18 protein-coding genes are annotated in these 16103 nt (G+C 67.6%); 9 read left to right on the top strand and 9 right to left on the bottom strand.

The genetic code is table 11. From position 1 onward, the window contains the following. Positions 1–94: 94 nt before the first annotated feature. Positions 95–727, bottom strand: coding sequence for a trimeric intracellular cation channel family protein (locus BLV25_RS01695; protein ID WP_176819424.1), 633 nt, complete (start codon positions 725–727; stop codon positions 95–97). Positions 728–1016: 289 nt separating this feature from the next. On the opposite strand from BLV25_RS01695, the gene BLV25_RS01690 reads away from it, so the two are divergent. Genes BLV25_RS01690 through BLV25_RS01680 form a run of 3 tightly spaced genes read left to right on the top strand, consistent with a single transcriptional unit; the run spans position 1017 to position 3810 of the window. After that, entirely contained in the window at positions 1017–1727 is a 711-nt protein-coding gene (locus tag BLV25_RS01690) for a DUF5058 family protein (RefSeq protein WP_039400628.1), read from the top strand. Position 1728: 1 nt separating this feature from the next. Beyond that, complete coding sequence (locus BLV25_RS01685) at positions 1729–2475, top strand: hypothetical protein (RefSeq protein WP_092730451.1); 747 nt, start codon at positions 1729–1731, stop codon at positions 2473–2475. 51 nt (positions 2476–2526) lie between these two features. Continuing rightward, a complete protein-coding gene (locus BLV25_RS01680; protein ID WP_092730449.1) occupies positions 2527–3810 on the top strand; it encodes an amidohydrolase in 1284 nt (427 codons plus the stop codon). A gap of 487 nt (positions 3811–4297) precedes the next feature. Here the strand turns inward: BLV25_RS01680 and BLV25_RS01675 are convergent, their stop codons facing one another. The 4 genes from BLV25_RS01675 to BLV25_RS01655 form a co-directional block, all read right to left on the bottom strand. Next, positions 4298–4561 (bottom strand): type II toxin-antitoxin system RelE family toxin, encoded by a 264-nt coding sequence (locus BLV25_RS01675; protein WP_021073955.1) that lies wholly within the window; start codon positions 4559–4561, stop codon positions 4298–4300. Next, complete coding sequence (locus BLV25_RS01670; RefSeq protein ID WP_021073956.1) at positions 4554–4832, bottom strand: ribbon-helix-helix domain-containing protein; 279 nt, start codon at positions 4830–4832, stop codon at positions 4554–4556. The genes BLV25_RS01675 and BLV25_RS01670 overlap by 8 nt, the downstream gene beginning before the upstream one ends. A gap of 373 nt (positions 4833–5205) precedes the next feature. After that, on the bottom strand, positions 5206–5457 hold the full coding sequence (locus tag BLV25_RS01665; protein ID WP_092730447.1) for a hypothetical protein: 252 nt from the start codon (positions 5455–5457) through the stop codon (positions 5206–5208). A gap of 679 nt (positions 5458–6136) precedes the next feature. Next, the gene (locus tag BLV25_RS01655; protein ID WP_021073959.1) at positions 6137–6631 is read right to left on the bottom strand and encodes an NYN domain-containing protein; all 495 of its coding nucleotides are present in this window, start codon (positions 6629–6631) and stop codon (positions 6137–6139) included. 295 nt (positions 6632–6926) lie between these two features. Between BLV25_RS01655 and gcvH the strand changes: the two genes are divergently transcribed. Further along, positions 6927–7307, top strand: coding sequence for a glycine cleavage system protein GcvH (gene gcvH / locus BLV25_RS01650; protein WP_021073960.1), 381 nt, complete (start codon positions 6927–6929; stop codon positions 7305–7307). Between the two features lie 20 nt (positions 7308–7327). Here the strand turns inward: gcvH and BLV25_RS01645 are convergent, their stop codons facing one another. Next, on the bottom strand, positions 7328–8599 hold the full coding sequence (locus BLV25_RS01645; RefSeq protein WP_092730445.1) for a CaiB/BaiF CoA transferase family protein: 1272 nt from the start codon (positions 8597–8599) through the stop codon (positions 7328–7330). A 158-nt stretch (positions 8600–8757) separates the two neighbouring features. Next, positions 8758–10389, bottom strand: coding sequence for an ABC transporter permease (locus BLV25_RS01640; protein WP_092730443.1), 1632 nt, complete (start codon positions 10387–10389; stop codon positions 8758–8760). A 64-nt stretch (positions 10390–10453) separates the two neighbouring features. Between BLV25_RS01640 and BLV25_RS01635 the strand changes: the two genes are divergently transcribed. From BLV25_RS01635 to BLV25_RS01615, 5 genes are all read left to right on the top strand, one after another. Continuing rightward, positions 10454–11053: a gluconate 2-dehydrogenase subunit 3 family protein gene (locus BLV25_RS01635; RefSeq protein ID WP_092730441.1), complete on the top strand. Its 600-nt coding sequence runs from the start codon at positions 10454–10456 to the stop codon at positions 11051–11053. After that, entirely contained in the window at positions 11050–12702 is a 1653-nt protein-coding gene (locus tag BLV25_RS01630; RefSeq protein ID WP_092730439.1) for a GMC family oxidoreductase, read from the top strand. The genes BLV25_RS01635 and BLV25_RS01630 overlap by 4 nt, the downstream gene beginning before the upstream one ends. 325 nt (positions 12703–13027) lie before the next feature. Then, positions 13028–13681, top strand: coding sequence for a dolichyl-phosphate hexose transferase (locus tag BLV25_RS01625; RefSeq protein WP_394327108.1), 654 nt, complete (start codon positions 13028–13030; stop codon positions 13679–13681). A gap of 152 nt (positions 13682–13833) precedes the next feature. After that, on the top strand, positions 13834–14223 hold the full coding sequence (fer, locus tag BLV25_RS01620; protein WP_039400615.1) for a ferredoxin Fer: 390 nt from the start codon (positions 13834–13836) through the stop codon (positions 14221–14223). A 214-nt stretch (positions 14224–14437) separates the two neighbouring features. After that, positions 14438–14650 carry a hypothetical protein gene (locus tag BLV25_RS01615; protein WP_092730437.1) on the top strand — a complete coding sequence of 71 codons (213 nt, stop codon included), beginning with the start codon at positions 14438–14440 and terminating at the stop codon, positions 14648–14650. Positions 14651–14668: 18 nt separating this feature from the next. Here the strand turns inward: BLV25_RS01615 and BLV25_RS01610 are convergent, their stop codons facing one another. Together BLV25_RS01610 and BLV25_RS01605 are read right to left on the bottom strand one after the other, a co-directional pair. Beyond that, positions 14669–14920: a hypothetical protein gene (locus BLV25_RS01610; RefSeq protein ID WP_021073968.1), complete on the bottom strand. Its 252-nt coding sequence runs from the start codon at positions 14918–14920 to the stop codon at positions 14669–14671. Between the two features lie 94 nt (positions 14921–15014). After that, positions 15015–16103 carry a sensor histidine kinase gene (locus BLV25_RS01605; protein ID WP_092730435.1) on the bottom strand — a complete coding sequence of 363 codons (1089 nt, stop codon included), beginning with the start codon at positions 16101–16103 and terminating at the stop codon, positions 15015–15017.

The following is a 16103-nucleotide window of genomic DNA, read 5'->3' as shown; positions in this document are numbered from 1 at the left end:
GAGTCCCCTGGAGCGGTCGGCGGTCCCGTCGGAACGTGGTTGGCGTCCCGTCGAAGCGTGATCGGCGTCCCGTCGGAACGTGGTCACTTTCCACTCACTTCGAGCCGTTGCCGAACCGCCCGTCGACCGCCGCGCCGACCGACTGGGCGGTCGGGAGGTGCAATCCGAACCGAACCGCGTACAGTCGGGTTCCGACGGTGACCGCCGCACACAGCGCGGCGGCGACGCTCCCGGCGCCGAACGCGACGGCGAGGAGCCAGTAGGTGGTCCCGCCCAAAACGGCACAGCTCGCGTAGAAGTCGGTCACCAGGATGAACGGCGACCGGTCGAGCAGGATGTCGGCGAACGCGCCGCCGCCGACCGCGTTGATCGTGGCGATGGCGACGACGCCGAAACTGGACACGCCCGTCTCGACGGCCACGATGGCGCCCGCGGTCGTGAACGCCGCCAGCCCGATCGCGTCTGAGACCACCGTTATCGGATGGTCGTCGGGGGACTCCAACACGAGATGGAGCGCGACGGCGAGGCTCACCCCGACCATTCCGAGGGTGATCTCGCCCATCGAGCTGAGCGCGAGCGGGATCCGCCCGACCAGGACGTCCCGGGTCGCGCCCCCGACGAACGCCGTGACGAGGCCGACGACGGTGATCCCGAACAGGTCGAACTCCTCGCGGATCGCCTTCGCGGCGCCGACCAGGGCGAACGCGACCAACCCGACGGAGTTCATGATCGCGAACGGGTCCAGCAGAACGGATCGAAGCAACTCGTACACCAGTAACTGTAATTTGGCGGGAAGCGCTATTGAAACCTACGGTTTCGGGGATTCGGGCACATCGTCGAACGCGCCGTCGACCGTGGCTCACGAGGGCCGACGAACGGTCGCCGAGCGACCGTACATCACCGGTCGTCGGTGACGTGTGAGAACACGTACATTACCGATGGGTTTATATATGGGAATGAGAGAGACAGTACCAGCCATGGTATGGCAGGAACTCTTAACGATCGGTCCGACATATATGGATATCGCTAACAGTCGATGGTTGTGGCTCTCCACGATACCCGTCGTCTCGGTGGTGCTGTTGCAGGCGGCGATCTTTCTGCGACGAGCCTGGCAGGACGGCAAGGAGATGGGACTCTCGGACGACCAGCTTCGATCCGGCTTCAAGACCGGGTTCATCTCGGCGATCGGTCCCGCGGTCGCCGTGCTCGTCGGAATGTTGGCGCTGATCGCCACCGTCGGCGGTCCGGTCGCCTGGATGCGTCTGTCGGTCATCGGGTCGGTCGCGTTCGAGCTCCCGGCGGCCGAGCTGGGCGTGAGCCAGTTCGGTTACGGGCTCGGTGACGAGGGCATCACCGAGACCGCGTACGCGACCGCGGTCTGGTCGATGACGCTGGGCGGCACCGGCTGGCTGCTGGTCTCGGCGCTCGGCACGCCCCACATGGAGAAGGCGAGACAGAAGCTGGGGAACGGCAAGGACAAGCTCATCCCGATCATCAGCTCCGCGGCGATGCTCGGAGCGTTCGCCTACTTCCTGACCGGCGAGGTCACGGCGGGGACCCCCGAGACGGGGTCGGTCGCCGTCGGGGGACTCACGATGCTGCTTCTCCTCCGGATCGCGGACCAACGGGACGTCCAATGGATACGGGAGTGGGCCCTCGGCGTCTCGATGATCGTCGGCCTCTTCGTCGGCGTGGCGCTGCAGGTGACCGTGGGGACTGGGTGGTAAGATGTCGGGGAACGACGCATCCGCAGTCGGCGGCTCCGGCGCCGGGTCCGACGTCTACCAGGACAGCTTCATCCCGTACATCAACAGGTGGGGGCGAGTGACGAACCTCCTCGCGGTGCTGCTCTCGCTGGGGCCCGCGGTCGTCCTCCTCACCGTCTTCGACATCCTGCCGCCGACGCAGGCGATCGTCGGGGCGTTCGTCTCGGTGGCGGCGACGTTCGGCATCTTCTGGTTCGTCGAGCCGATCTCCTACTACCCCGTGCTGGGGATCCCGGGCACGTATATGGCGTTCCTCTCCGGGAACATCTCGAACCTCCGGCTGCCCTGCGCCGCCGCGGCCCAGGAGAGCGCGGACGTCCAGACCGGCACGCCGAAGGGCAGCATCATCTCGACGATCGCGATCGCCGCGTCGATCGGCGTGAACACGACGCTTCTGGGCGTGGGCGCGTTCGCCCTCGTGTCCGCGTTCCAGGCGCTGCCCGGCCTGTGGCAGAACGCGCTCGAATCGTACCTCGTCCCCGCGGTGTTCGGGGCGATCTTCGCCCAGTTCGGGCGCGATTACCCGAAGGTTGCCGGCGTCGGGTTCGTGCTCGCGCTGGCGATGACGCTGCTGTTGGAACAGGGACTCCTCAACTTCCTCCCGGGCTACCCGCTATACGTGGTGATCATCGTCTCCGTCTTCGGAACGATCCTGATCGCCCGGTGGATGTGGGAGCAGGGGATGATCGAGGCGCCCGAGGACGCCTGAAAGGAGCAACAATCAAGAACGTTGACGGGAAACGGAGACCATCGGACCACCATGACACCGACACCGACGATCCCATCGGACGCGGAGTTGACGGAATTGCGCCGCGAGTTCCACCGAAACCCGGAGCCGGGGTGGTGTGAGTTCCGAACGACGGTGCGGATCGTCGAGGAACTGGAACGGCTGGGCGTCGACGAGATCCACGTCGGACCTGACGCCCTCGATTCCGACGAGCGGCTGGGCGTCCCCGACGACGACGTCCTCGCGGAGTGGTACGAGCGGGCCGCCGCCGAGACCGACCGGACGGACCTCCTCGAGCAGCTGGAGGGCGGCCACACCGGCGCCGTCGCGGTCGTGCGGAACGGCGAGGGCCCGACCGTCGGCCTGCGCGTGGACATCGACGCGCTGCCGATCACCGAATCGACCGACGACGACCACCGGCCGGTCGCCGAGGGCTTCCGCTCGACGAACGAGGGGTATATGCACGCCTGCGGGCACGACGCCCACATCACGTTCGGGCTCGGGGTTCTCCGGACGGTGCTCGAGAGCGACTTCGAGGGGACGTTCAAGGTCTTCTTCCAGCCCTCCGAGGAGCTGCTCGGCGGCGGCAAGGCGATGGCTTCGGGCCCCCACATCGACGACGTCGACTATCTGTTCGGCGCCCACGTCGGGCTCGACGTCCCCGTCGGAACGGTCGTCGCCGGGCTCGACGAGGCGCTGGCGCTCTCCCGGATGGCCGTCACCTTCGAGGGCGAGTCGGCCCACGCCGGGCTGGCCCCCAACGAGGGGCGGAACGCGGTCCAGGCGTTCATCGCGGCCGCCGACAACGTCTACGGGATCCCGCGCCACCGGGAGGGGAACACGCGCGTGAACGTCGGACAGCTCCGCTCGGACAACGCCGCGAACGTCATCGCCGACCGGGTCACGGCGTCGATCGAGGTCCGCGGCGAGTCGACCGAGCTGATGGAGTATATGCGCGACGCCGTCCGCCGGTACGTCGACGCGGCGGCCGAGATGCACGAGTGTACCGCCGAGATCGAGCTCACCGGCGAGTCGATCCGGCAGGACTGCGACGAGGAGCTCGTGGAGCTCGTGAGCGGGACGGTGACCGACCGGTCCGACTCCCTGTCGCTGGTGCGCCGCGACGCCCTGGCCGCCAGCGAGGACGCCACGTACCTGATGCAGGCGGTCTCCGAGAACGGCGGCGCGGCGACGTACCTCGGCATCGGCGCGAGCAACCCGAGCGGCCATCACACCCCGCGGTTCGACGTCGACGAGGAGTGCCTCCCGATCGGCGTCGAGGTGCTGTCGGCGTCCGTCCTGCAGCTCCTCTCGTAGGGTCCAAGAGACGGGCGACCGGTGGCCGGCGGAAGGTCACAACGGGCGCCGTCCTCGCCGGTCGCGTTCGTGTTCCGGACCACATCGAGACGTCGTGGCGACGATGAGCGGCAACGACCCCGTTCATCCACGAGTTGGTGTATATTGTATAAAATATAAATAGTATTTTTATATTTGAAATGTATTCCGAGCATAGTCGATCGACGATCCATCCGGACCGCACCGACGGGTCGACAGCCGACGGAAGGCGGCTCGCAGTATCGCGGATATCGGAGAGAAAGACTGACATCCGACCAGCGATACTCGAACCAATCGGTATTATCAGTCCAAAAACGAGCAGAAACGCGTTCAAACCGGATAACTTCGCTGGCGGTGATCGGTCACGGATACGTCTCCGAGCCCTTCACGGCACTGATGAACGCAACGGTTAAAATATAATAACTTCTAAAGTAATGCAATCATATCATTATTTATACTATCTAATCTCTCACGGCGGGAGGTGCCGGTCGTAGATGTTCCGGCGATGTCCAACGGCTTCGACGACCAGGCGGTCGTCCTCTCGATCCCACGTGATGATCGCGCGGTAGTCGCCGGCCCGGAGTTTGTAGTAGGGATAGCCAGTTAGTTTCTCCAGTCGGTGGGAGGTCCAGTCTTTCGCTTCGTCGAGTTTCGAGACGAGCCGTTTCTGTGGCTCGGCGTCGAGTCCGTCGAGCAGGTCGAGTGCCTTCGGCGTCCACTCGACCTCAGTCATCGATGCCGAGTCGTTCTTTCACGTCTGCCTGCGATACCGTCTCGTCTCGTTCGCGCTGGTTGCGACTCTCGGCGAGGTGCGCGAGCGCTTCCTCGGAGAGTTGTGTCGGTGGTTCAACGGCGTCGCGGAGCGCGTCGCGGATGAACTCGGACTTGTTCGCGTACCCACGCTCCTCCCACACGTCGTCGATCTGGGCCAAGAGCGCCTGTGGCACCCGAACGTTGATCTTCTCCATTTCGCCGTCGATCCCGGTGTTACTGTCAGTGCTCATATCGCGTGATACGGACGTATCACACAAGAAGGTTCGTCTTCCGCGTGGGGAGTTCACACCATCCCGGGTCGATCGGCGATCTCCCTCAGATCGCGAGTACCCGATCATACCCCGATGGCCAGAACAGACTGGTTTCAGAACGACTTGTGTAGCTGAATCAAAAGATAGCTGGCAATGAGGCGTCGGCGGGTTCCCCAAACCCGGACGCTAATTGAACCAGATCGCCACGGAAAATCACCCGTTTATGGAATTATAAGTTATCGGATGAACAGCGGCCCGATAGTCGTCGGCCTCGGCACTCACGGCTCGTGAACGTGCGTAGTGCGCCGATGGAGTCCACTCGTTCCGCAATGATGAACCGCCACGCAACCCGTCACGCGTTCAAACCCCAGTCGGCATCTCTCGCGACGACCTCACGCTCTCGTTCCGCCCGCTCGACTTTCGTCCGGCCGACGTGCTCGATGGCCTCCTCGCGGTCGCGGTCCCCATCGAGGTACTGCGCGAGTACGAGGTCCTCCCACAGGTCGTCGAGACCACGTTCGAGTGCGCGTTCGAACACTTCGGACTCCGGAAGGCCGCGAGTTTCAGCGATCTCTCGAATCCGGTCGGAGATCTCGGCAGCCATATCGCGTAATTGTTCGGCAATGGTCTTAAATCCGTGTTTGACCGATGTAGTGCGCGGATGATCTCTGGAGGTGAAGAGGCCTCGGCACTCATAGGGCTCGTCGTCGCCGGTGCCGAGCCGGCTCGGAGCGGTGGATCGTCATCGGCCGGGAATCGATAGGACCGGCCGGGTGTTAAACGCTGCTTCACGGCGGCGCCGGCCGCAGCTCGCGGAACCGAACACGTCGCATCACGAACGAGCGTCGCATCACGAACGAGCGTCGCATCACGAACGAGCGTCGCATCATGAACGAGGAACAGCCCGCCCGAGGGGCGGGACGTGAGGGACCGACCGGATGATCGCGCCTATCGTGGCTCGGCCCTCCAGGTGCCGTCGCCGCCGAGGTCGCCCGCGAACGCGTTCTCGGCGTCGATCGTGTTCGGCAACCGACGCCGGTCGGTCGCGTCGAACGTCGCCGGAACCGCCGCGAGCGGATCCGCGGGTCGGTCGCGGGAGGATCGGTCCGCGTCCAGCGGCGTGGTCGTCGGGGCCGAAGCGATGCCGTCGGTCTCGGGTCGCGGGTCAGCCGTGTACTACGGATGCCATCATCGAACCGAACGCCCCAGTTAGTAATAAACGTTCGTGATGGATCAATTCTTTCCGATCGATCAATTATGAACGATCGACACGGCCAACGGCGTCACTCCACGAGGTCGCCGTCGAGGGTGACCGAGTCGGTCGCGGCGTTCCGGAGGGCGTCCGACCGCCCGAACTCGCCGGGCGCGATCGCCACCGTGCGCACGCCGTAGCCGTTTGCCGTCTCCACGACCGGCTTGAAGTCGGTGTCGCGGGAGGCGATCGCGAGGGTCGTCATCCGGCCCTCGGCGGCGAACCGCGTGGCGTCGACGGCCAGCTTCACGTCGACGTCGCCGGAGGTGATGACGACCTCGTAGCCGCGCGCCTCCGCCGCCTGGATCAGCCCCGGCGTCGCGTGCTCGTCGAGGTACAGGCGGGCGGTCACGAGCGCCCCCTCGGCGGCGGCCGCCGCCCGGACGTCGTCCAGGTCAACGTCGAACTCATCGCGCAGGACGTTCGGCCCGTCGACGAACAGCGCCACGCCGGGCGTCCGTTCGACGTGGGGGCCCCCGACCGTCGCCGTGCTCGGTCCCGCGTCCCCGTCGGCGTCCGCATCCATACGCGCCCTACCGGTCGCGGGAGCATAGGCGTCCCGATCCGCGGTCGTCGCGGCGGGTCCGGCGACGGATCGCGAGCGGTTCCGCTCGCGGTTCCACAGTAAAACGTTAAGGGCGCGGGCGGGAGAGGCGTCAGTATGTCCCGACGACCGACGTCGCTGGACGCCGCGAAACGACGGGCGGCCGGCCGACGGCGGACGCCGGAGACGCGACCGTTCGATCCGCGACCGACGCCACGGACGCGCAACCCCACCACCGCACCCAGCCCCACCACGGCACCAAACTGACCCACAACAGATGAGCTTCGACGTCCCATCCGACCGACGCTACCTGGAATCGCACGAATGGACCACCACGGACGACCCGATCCGGATCGGGATCTCCGCGTTCGCGCAGGACGAGCTCGGCGACGTCGTCTTCGTCGAGCTCCCCGACGTGGGCGAGTCGATCGCCGCCGGCGAGACGTTCGGCGTCGTCGAGTCGATCAAGGCCGTCTCCGACCTGTACGCGCCGATCTCCGGCGAGGTCACGGCGGTGAACGAGGACCTCTTCAACGCCCCCGAGCTCGTCAACGAGGACCCGTACGGCGAGGGGTGGATGATCGAGATCGACCCCGACGACGACGCCGCCTTCGAGGACCTGCTGAGCGCCGACGAGTACCGCGAGCAGATCGAGTAGCGAGCAGATCGAGTAGCGAGCTATTCCGCGTCCGTTTTCGACGCGTCCGCCGGGATCGCGCCGGCCTCGCGCAGGCGCTCGATGTCGGCGTCCTCGTAGCCGTACTCGCGCAACACGGCCGTGGTGTGTTCGCCCAGCAGCGGCGGATGCCGCCGGTAGGTCGTCGGCGACCGGGAGAAGTGCATCGGCGACCCGGGCATCTCGACGGTGCCGGCCGTGGGGTGGTCCATCTCCACGCGCATCCCGCGCGCCTCGATCTGGGGGTCGTCGAACACCTCCTCCATGTCGCGGACGTGGCTCGCGGGGACGTCGTGCTCGGCGAGCGCGTCAAGGGCCTGCTCGGTCGTTAGCTCGGCGAACTCGGCCTCGAGTTCTGCGTCGAGGGCCTCGCGGTTGCGCACGCGCTTGGTGTTGGTCTCGAAGCGCTCGTCCGCGAGCAGGTCGGGCCGGTCGAGGGCCGCACAGAGGGGCGGCCAGAACGGGTCCGACGAGCAGGCCACGACGACGTAGCTGTCCGCCGTCTCGAAGGCCTGATACGGGGCGATGTTCGGGTGTTTGCTCCCCATTCGGCCGGGCGACTCCCCGGAGGCGAAGTAGTTCGCCGCCATATAGCTCATCCAGGCGGCCTGCCCGTCGAGGAGGCTGACGTCGATCTTCTGGCCGCTCCCGCCGTCGCCGAGCTCCCGGTCGAGCAGGGCGGCGAGGATCGCCTGCGTGGCGTACATCCCCGCGCCGATGTCGGCGAGCGCGACGCCGACGCGGACCGGCGCGCCGCCCTCGATGCCGGTGATGCTCATCAGCCCGCCCCGCGCCTGCATCATGATGTCGTAGGCCGGCTTGTCGCGGTCGGGGCCCCACTCGCCGTATCCCGAGATGCCGCAGTAGACCAGCTCGGGGTTGACCTCGCGGAGGTCCTCGTATCCGAGCCCCCAGTCGTCCATCGTGCCGACCCGGAAGTTCTCGACGACGACGTCGGCCTCCCGGGCGAGATCCCGGAAGACGGCCTGGCCGGCGTCGCTCGAGAGGTTCAGCTCGACCGAGCGCTTGTTCCGGTTGACGCTGACGTAGTAGGCGCTCTCGCCGGGGTCGTCCTCCCCGCCGCCGAAGGAGGGCGGGTACCAACCCCGGGTTTGATCGCCCTCGTCCGGGCGCTCGATCTTGATCACCTCGGCGCCGAGGTCGCCGAGTTGCATCGTACAGAAGGGACCCACGAGGACGCGCGAGGCGTCGAGTACCGTCACGCCGGACAGCGGCCCGGAGGATCCCTCCGGGGAACGTGCTTCACCGACCATGTGTGTTCATCCCGGGGTGTTCACACGGCGGGGACTTGAAGCCTCCCTCACGCGGCGGGGACTTGAAGCCTCCCTCACGCGGCGGGGACTTGAAGCCTCCCTCACGCGGCGGACGATGAATCGTCACACACCGGCCGGAACGTGGCGCCGCCGTCACCTCACAGTCCTTCCTGACCGCCCTGCGAGAGCAACACCACCATCGAGAGCCCGGAGATGGCGAGCAGCAGCAGTGCCGGGACGGCGGCGTACTGGAAGTAGGCCGCCTTCTGGGCGCGCCAGATCTGGATGACGATCGTCTCGAAGCCGGTCGGTCGGAGGATGAGCGTCACGGGAAGCTCCTTCATCGTGGTGAGGAAGACGAGCGCGGCGCCCGCGGTGACGCTGGGGGCGATCAGCCGGAGGGTGACGCGGCGGAAGGCCCCGCCGGGAGTCTCCCCGAGCGTTCGGGCCGCCTCGACGATCGTCGGGTCGACCTGGAGGACGCCCGACCGGAGCGTGCCGACCGCCTGCGGCGTAAAGCGAATGACGTACGCGAAGACCAAAAGCGGGATCGTCTGGTAGATGCGGGGCGAATAGGGGATCTCGAGGGCCTCGTAGCCCGCGCCGAAGTAGACGAGCGCGAGCGCCAACACGATCCCGGGGACGGCGAACCCGACGTAGGTCGTCCGTTCGGTGACCGCCGCGAGCGGCGACGTATCGCGGGCCGCGAAGTAGGCGATCGGGAGGGCCGCCAGCACGGCGACGACCGCCGCCGCCAGCGCCACCGTCGCGGAGTTGAGCGCGAAGCTCCACTCGAAGGCCAGGGAGGGGCGGCCGGCGTCCGCCCGGACGAGCCAGAGCCCGAGGATCCAGACCGGAACGACCAGCGCGAGAGTGACGACGCCGACCGGCAACAGGGTCGCGGGCCACCGCCAGGCTCCCAACGAGACCGGCGTCCCGCTCCGGCCGCCGGTGCCGCCCTCGACCGACCGGTTCGACCGGATCCGCTGTTCGAGCGCCAGCACGACGAGCACCACCGCAAGCAGCTGTAGGGAGAGCATCGCCGCGTACTCCTGGCCGAAGGCGTTGTACTCGACGTAGATCTGTTGGGTGAACACCGAGACGCGCATGATCGCCGGCGTGCCGAAATCGGAGATCGCGTACAGCGCCGCAAGCAGCGCGCCGGCCGCGGTCGCGGGCCGAATGTGCGGCAGCGTGACGCGACGGAACGCCTCCCAGCGCGTGTGGTCGAGGGTCCGAGCCGCCTCGATGAGCGTCGTGTCGAGCGAGAGCAGCGACGCGCGCGTCGTCAGGTAGACGTACGGATAGGTGTACAGCGTGATGAGAACGATCGCGCCGTGCAGGCCGTAGATCTCGGGCAGCCGCTCGATCCCGAGGGGGGCGAGGAGGTCGTGGAACTCCCCCTGGGGACCGAACGCGGAGACGAACGAGAACGCGCCCACGTAGCTCGGCACGACCAGCGGGAGCGCGACCGCGACGGTGAAAAACCGGCGGAACGGCAGGTCCGTCCGCGTCGTGAGATACGCCAGCGGCACCCCGATCAGGATCGACAGCGCCGTCACGCCGCCCATCAGGAGCAGGCTGTTGAGCAGGATCTCGGCCGTCCGCCAACGAAACAGCAGCTCGCGCGTGCGCTCCGGATCCACCGTGACCGCCTCGATCACGAGCCAGCTCAGCGGGAGCACGAACGCGAGCGCGATCCCCGCACACAGAAGCGCGAGCCCGCGTGAGGTCTCGAGGGACCCGAATCGTGACCGGACCGCGACGAGGGTCGATCGGACGTCTCGCATGAAGGTTCCTACTCGAACGAAGTCGTTCCAACGAGTATAAGGATTAGGTTTGCCTAATCCGCCTATGGAGCTGACGAGACGCGACGCGGTCGCGGCCCTCGCGGCGATGGGGACCGGCGGGGCCGCGGTCGCGGGCGTCGCCCACGTTCGCGACGGGGACGACCGTGACGCCGAGGACGGCCGTGACGGCGGTCCCGGAACGGAATCGTCGAACGGGTCGGGCGGGGACGACGACTCGCTCCTCGCGGACCCCGCGATCGTCGAGTCGTTCGTGGCGGTGGCCGAACCCGTCTATCCGACCGAGATCGCGGGCGTCGAGGAGTTCGTCGGGACGGTCATCGAGGGGCGGCTGCAGTCCGCGCCGACCGCCGACGGGATCCGCGAAACGATGACGGAACTCGACGAGCTTGCGGAGGAGTGGTACGGCGGCCGGCTCCCGACGATCCCGGCCGCCGACCGGGACCGCCTGCTGCGGGAGGTCGGCGCGGACGTCGCCGACGAGGTCCCCGACGGAACCCTCGCCGAACGGGTCCGATATCACGTCGTGAACGAACTGCTGTTCGCGCTGTACGCCTCGCCGACCGGCGGGAAGCTCGTGGGCATCGAGAACCCGCAGGGACACCCCGGCGGCACGGAGAGCTACACGCGGGGGCCGAACCGATGAGCGGCTCGTCAGGGCTCTCGAAAGCCGGCACGGAACCGGTCCAACGGGACATCGACCGAACGCCGGTCCCGGACGCCGACGTCTGCGTGATCGGCGCCGGGCCCGCGGGCGCGATCGTGAGCGACCGGCTCGCCGCCAACGGGCACTCGGTCGTCGTCCTCGATGCGGGACCCCGGTTCGACCCCGCGGACCGCATCGACCGCCAGGAACGGGCGATCCGCCCGTACTACGGCCGGCCGGACGTCTGGGACGGCGACCCGGAGCGTGACGCCTACTCGAGCAGCGGCGACCGCGGCTACCCGCTCAACCACGCCCGCGTGAAGGGCGTCGGCGGATCGACGCTCCACTGGCAGGGAATGGTGATGCGGCTCCACGAGAACGACTTCGCGTCCGCAAGCGAGCGCGGCGTCGGCGTCGACTGGCCGATCGACTACGCCGACCTCCGTCCGTACTACGCGGCGGCAGAGCGGGAGCTCGGCGTCTCGGGAGCCAGCGACAACCCGTACGCCCCGCCCCGGGAGGAGCCGCATCCGATGCCGGCCTTCGAGCCGTCCTACAGCGACAGCCTGTTCGCGGAGGCCTGCGAGGAGCTCGGGATCGACATGCACTCGGTGCCGAACGCGCGCAACTCGGAGGGGTACGACGACCGCAGCGCCTGCGTCGGCTACGGCACCTGTCAGCCGGTCTGTCCCTCCGGAGCGAAGTACGACGCCACCGTCCATATCGAGCGCGCCGAGGAACGCGGCGCGACCGTCATCGACCGGGCGGCGGTCCAGCGGCTCGAGCACGGGCCGGACGGCGAGCGGGTTCGCGCCGCCGAGTACGTCACCCCCGACGGGGAGACGCACCGCCAGGCGGCGGACGCCGTCGTGGTGGCTTGCGGCGGCGTCGAGACGCCGCGGCTGCTCCTGCTTTCGGAATCCGACCGGTATCCCGACGGACTGGCCAACTCGAGCGGGCTGGTCGGACGGTTCTTCATGGACCACCTGTTCGCGGGGACCGGGGGGCTCCTCGGGGAGCCGACCCGGCAGAACCACGTGGGCTTTCTGACCAGCGAGTCGCACCAGTTTTATGACGAGGCCGACGCCGAGACCGCGCCGTTCAAGCTCGAGTTCTTCAACTACGCGGGGCCCTCGCCGGTCGAGATGGCGCTGTCGGGGGAGTCGTGGGGCGACGACCTGCTCGGGGACCTGCGTGACTCCTACGGCAACAACATCGCGATGGGCGCGCTCGTCGAACAGCTCCCCTCCGAGGACAGCTACGTCGGACTGGACCGCGACCGCACCGACGTCCACGGGAATCCCGTGCCGGACGTCCACTGGTCGGTCGGCGACCGCGCGCTCGAAACGATCGACCGGGTGAACGCGATCCAGGAATCGATCCTCGAGGAGCTCGGCGCGGAGATCACCTGGCAGGTCGACGCCGAGAGCACCGGTCCGGCCTACCACCATATGGGAACGACGCGGATGGGGGAAGACCCCGCCGAGAGCGTCGTCGATCCGGACCTGCGGACCCACGACCTGGAGAACTGCTGGATCGTGGGCAGCAGCGTCTTCCCGACCGCCGGCGCGATGAATCCGACGCTGACGATCGCCGCGCTCGCGCTCCGGGCAGCCGAGGCCATCGACGCGGCGCTCGGCGGCTCGTGACTGAGGAGCCGCCAGAGCGACGGGGGACGGCGGGATCGGCGGTCCGTGAGGACCCGGCGGTCGCCGCCGCCCTGTTTTAGGCGAACCTAAAAGATTAAATCCCCCCGGGACCGATGGGGAGATAATGAGTCAGTCAGTCGAGCCCCGAAGCGGGGCCGAGTCAGCTGATATCGACGGTACCGAGGAGACAACCGATCGGGACGACCCGATCGCGGAGCACGCGGACGCGTCCGCGGCGGACGCAGGCACGGACGTGGATGGCGCCGGCGCAGGCGCGGGAACCGCCGACGGGGACCGATTCACGTTCGACGACCTGAGCGTTGTGATGGGAACGTACAACGAGGAGGCGGCCATCGGGACGGTGCTCGAGGACATCGAGCGCGTCACGGGCGGCCGCGCGGAGGTCGTCTGCGTGGACGGGTCCTCGGACCGGACGCCGGAGATCGCCCGCGAGCACGGCGCGACCGTGATCGAACAGGAGCCGCAGGGCTACGGCGTCGCGGTTCGCGAGGCGATCCTGACGCCCGACCGGCCGGTCGTCGTGACCACCGACTGCGACGACACCTATCCGATGGAGCGGCTGCCGGCGTTCCTCGAGGCGATCAACGACGGCGCCGACGTGGTCAGCGGCGACCGGCTCTACCACGGCGCCGAGACGATGCCGGCGTTCAACCGGTTCGGCAACCACGCCTTCGCCGCGATCGCGAGTCTCCTGATGGGAACGCGCGTCCACGACACGACGACCGGGATGCGGGCGTACCGCCGCGAGGTCGTGGAATCCATCGACTGGACCGAGAACACCGGCCTCTCAGCGGAGCTGCTGATCCGGCCGCTGGTGCGCGGCTACGACGTCCGTGAGCTGCCGATCGCCTACGGCGAGCGCGCGGGCGAGACGAAGCTCGATCCGATCGAGGGCGGCGCGGCGATCGCGAAGTCGATCGTCACCGTCTGCCTGGAGGAACGCCTCCGGCAGCTCTAGCGCGTCGACGGGACGCTCCCGGGACGGCCGCGCCGGATCCGGGCCCGGTCACCGAACACGTTCACGCGACCGGGGATCGAACAGCGGTCGCCACGTCGATCGGCCCGTTCGAACAGCAAAGCCTAATGAGGTGGGTGTCAAACCGGCAGGTGATGCCCACAGTAGAATACCTCAACTACGAAGTGCTCGACGACCACGGATGGTCGATGGACGACGACGACCTCTTCGAGAAGGCCGCCGACGCCGGCCTCGACGACGAGGACTACGGCACGCTCGACGTGAACCAGGGCGAGTATATCCTCGAGGCCGCCGAGGCCCAGGGGTACGACTGGCCGTTCTCCTGCCGCGCCGGCGCCTGCGCGAACTGCGCGTCCATCGTCAAACAGGGCGAGATCGACATGGACATGCAGCAGATCCTCTCGGACGAGGAGGTCGAGGAGAAGAACGTCCGCCTGACCTGCATCGGCAGCCCGGCCGCCGAGGAGGTCAAGATCGTCTACAACGCGAAGCACCTCGACTACCTGCAGAACCGCGTCATTTAAACCGGAATCAGGGTTCGTCGACCCGCTTTTTCGCGTCTCCGGGACCCGTAGTCGCGGACTCCCGACCGAACTCGCTTCGCCGCCGCGTTGACACGGTGACCGGAAGCCGATCGCCGCCACATCGACGGACGGACCGGTATATATCACCCACGACCGATCCGGATCCGCGGGAACGCTCATAATATATACAATATAATAATCAAAAACACGGGTGATGTCGGGAACGACGATCGAGACGATCGATACGCTCCTCGAGAGCGTCGAGGAGTCGGTCGCGGACCCTGATCTCGGGTTCAAGCTTCGAACCGCGCGCCAGCTACTACTCCTGATCGACGAGCGGGAGGAAGCCGGACAGGAAGCGCTTCACGACGCCGACCTCGAACCGGAGACGCGCGACCGGCTTCGGGAGTTGGGATACATCGACTAGATCGGCGGTCCCTGGACTTCAACCGTGCCGTGAGAAGTGGTACACGAGTCCCCAGACGAACGAGAGCCCGACCATCACGACCACGGACCCCGCGAACTGGTCCGTGAGGGGGACGGCGATCCCGGTGGACTCGCGGATCACGGTCATCGCCAGGACGCCGGCCTCGCCGAGCGGGGGCGCGACGCTCCAGAGGTACTTCGAGAACATCGTCCCGATGATGAGGGTGACGAACGCCGAGATCGCGTGTGATCCGCCGGTCTTCGCGGGCATATCCGATGGATCCCGGAGATCGGTCTTAACCGTTCGGACGTGTATTCTCTCCAATACGTTTCGGGACCGTCACGCGGGACCGTTACGCGGGGCGTCACTCGAGGACGAACTCGAAGCGGGCACCGCCGTCGTCGCCCTCGCCACAGCGAACGTCCCAGCCGTGGGCCTCGGCGATCGTGTCGACGATCGCGAGTCCGTAGCCGGTGCCGTCGGGGTCGGTCGAGTGACCGGCCTCGAAGATCGTCTCCCGCTCGGCCGCGGGAACGCCCGGTCCGTCGTCCGCGACCGCGAAGCCGGCCGCCGTCGCCTCGATCCGGACGGTCACGTCGGAGCCGGCGTGTTCGACCGCGTTGCGAAAGAGGTTTTCGAGGGCCCGCTGGAGGCGGTCGGGATCGGCCGGGACCGCCCGGTCTGCGTCGACGACCAGTTCCGCGTCGGGCGTCTCGACGAACGCCCATGCGTCCCGGGCGACGATCTCGAGGTCGACGCGGTCGACCTCGCGGATCCGATCGCCCTCCCGCGCGAGCTGGAGGACGTCCTCGATCAGCCGGTCCATCCGGCCGAGCGCATCCTCGATCCGGTCGAAGTACTCGTCACCGCCCGTCTCCCTGGCGATGTCCAGGTAGCCCGTCGCGACGTTCAGCGGGTTCCGCAGGTCGTGGGAGACGGTCCTGGCGAACGCCTCGAGCTGGTCGCTCCGGCGTTCCAGCTCCTCGCGGTGGCGCCGGATCGTCTCCTCGTGGGCCGCCCGGTCGAGGGCGGCGGTCGTGGTCGAAGCCAGGATGCGGGCGGTCGTGGCGTCGACGTCGTCGAAGGCGTTCCGTCGCGTCGCCGCGACGTTGAAGACCCCGTGGTCGCCGAGCGGGACGATGATCTCGCTGCGAACCGGCGTCTCGGCCGGGTCGTAGATCCGCGGATAGTCGTCGACGTCGTCGATCACCCGCGCGGTCCCGCTCTCGAAGACCTCCCAGGAGATGCTCGGATCGGACTCCGCGGCGTAGACGGCGTCCTCGCCGAACAGGCCGGTCGAGGCTTCGGTGAGCGCGGTGGGAACGAGGGCCGCCTCGTCCTCGTCGTGGAGCCAGATCCCGGCGTGGGACATCCCGAACTCCGCGGCGACGGTCTCGACGACGCGGTCACAGACCGCCTCGCGGGTGTGGACGGTCAGCAGCTCCTCGGTCAC

Origin of the sequence: Halopenitus persicus (assembly GCF_900107205.1) — an archaeon.
In the GTDB taxonomy this organism is placed as follows: Archaea; Halobacteriota; Halobacteria; order Halobacteriales; family Haloferacaceae; genus Halopenitus; species Halopenitus persicus.
The sequence above is the reverse complement of the archived record's forward strand: the minus strand, read 5'-3'. Positions and strand labels throughout refer to the sequence as shown.

What these genes read in the sequence shown, in the direction of transcription:
- BLV25_RS01695 (WP_176819424.1), bottom strand. Translation starts at nt 727, where the DNA reads ATGAACTCCGTCGGGTTGGTCGCGTTCGCCCTGGTCGGCGCCGCGAAG.
- BLV25_RS01690 (WP_039400628.1), top strand. Translation starts at nt 1,017, where the DNA reads ATGGATATCGCTAACAGTCGATGGTTGTGGCTCTCCACGATACCCGTC.
- BLV25_RS01685 (WP_092730451.1), top strand. Translation starts at nt 1,729, where the DNA reads ATGTCGGGGAACGACGCATCCGCAGTCGGCGGCTCCGGCGCCGGGTCC.
- BLV25_RS01680 (WP_092730449.1), top strand. Translation starts at nt 2,527, where the DNA reads ATGACACCGACACCGACGATCCCATCGGACGCGGAGTTGACGGAATTG.
- BLV25_RS01675 (WP_021073955.1), bottom strand. Translation starts at nt 4,561, where the DNA reads ATGACTGAGGTCGAGTGGACGCCGAAGGCACTCGACCTGCTCGACGGA.
- BLV25_RS01670 (WP_021073956.1), bottom strand. Translation starts at nt 4,832, where the DNA reads ATGAGCACTGACAGTAACACCGGGATCGACGGCGAAATGGAGAAGATC.
- BLV25_RS01665 (WP_092730447.1), bottom strand. Translation starts at nt 5,457, where the DNA reads ATGGCTGCCGAGATCTCCGACCGGATTCGAGAGATCGCTGAAACTCGC.
- BLV25_RS01655 (WP_021073959.1), bottom strand. Translation starts at nt 6,631, where the DNA reads ATGGATGCGGACGCCGACGGGGACGCGGGACCGAGCACGGCGACGGTC.
- gcvH (WP_021073960.1), top strand. Translation starts at nt 6,927, where the DNA reads ATGAGCTTCGACGTCCCATCCGACCGACGCTACCTGGAATCGCACGAA.
- BLV25_RS01645 (WP_092730445.1), bottom strand. Translation starts at nt 8,599, where the DNA reads ATGGTCGGTGAAGCACGTTCCCCGGAGGGATCCTCCGGGCCGCTGTCC.
- BLV25_RS01640 (WP_092730443.1), bottom strand. Translation starts at nt 10,389, where the DNA reads ATGCGAGACGTCCGATCGACCCTCGTCGCGGTCCGGTCACGATTCGGG.
- BLV25_RS01635 (WP_092730441.1), top strand. Translation starts at nt 10,454, where the DNA reads ATGGAGCTGACGAGACGCGACGCGGTCGCGGCCCTCGCGGCGATGGGG.
- BLV25_RS01630 (WP_092730439.1), top strand. Translation starts at nt 11,050, where the DNA reads ATGAGCGGCTCGTCAGGGCTCTCGAAAGCCGGCACGGAACCGGTCCAA.
- BLV25_RS01625 (WP_394327108.1), top strand. Translation starts at nt 13,028, where the DNA reads ATGGGAACGTACAACGAGGAGGCGGCCATCGGGACGGTGCTCGAGGAC.
- fer (WP_039400615.1), top strand. Translation starts at nt 13,834, where the DNA reads ATGCCCACAGTAGAATACCTCAACTACGAAGTGCTCGACGACCACGGA.
- BLV25_RS01615 (WP_092730437.1), top strand. Translation starts at nt 14,438, where the DNA reads ATGTCGGGAACGACGATCGAGACGATCGATACGCTCCTCGAGAGCGTC.
- BLV25_RS01610 (WP_021073968.1), bottom strand. Translation starts at nt 14,920, where the DNA reads ATGCCCGCGAAGACCGGCGGATCACACGCGATCTCGGCGTTCGTCACC.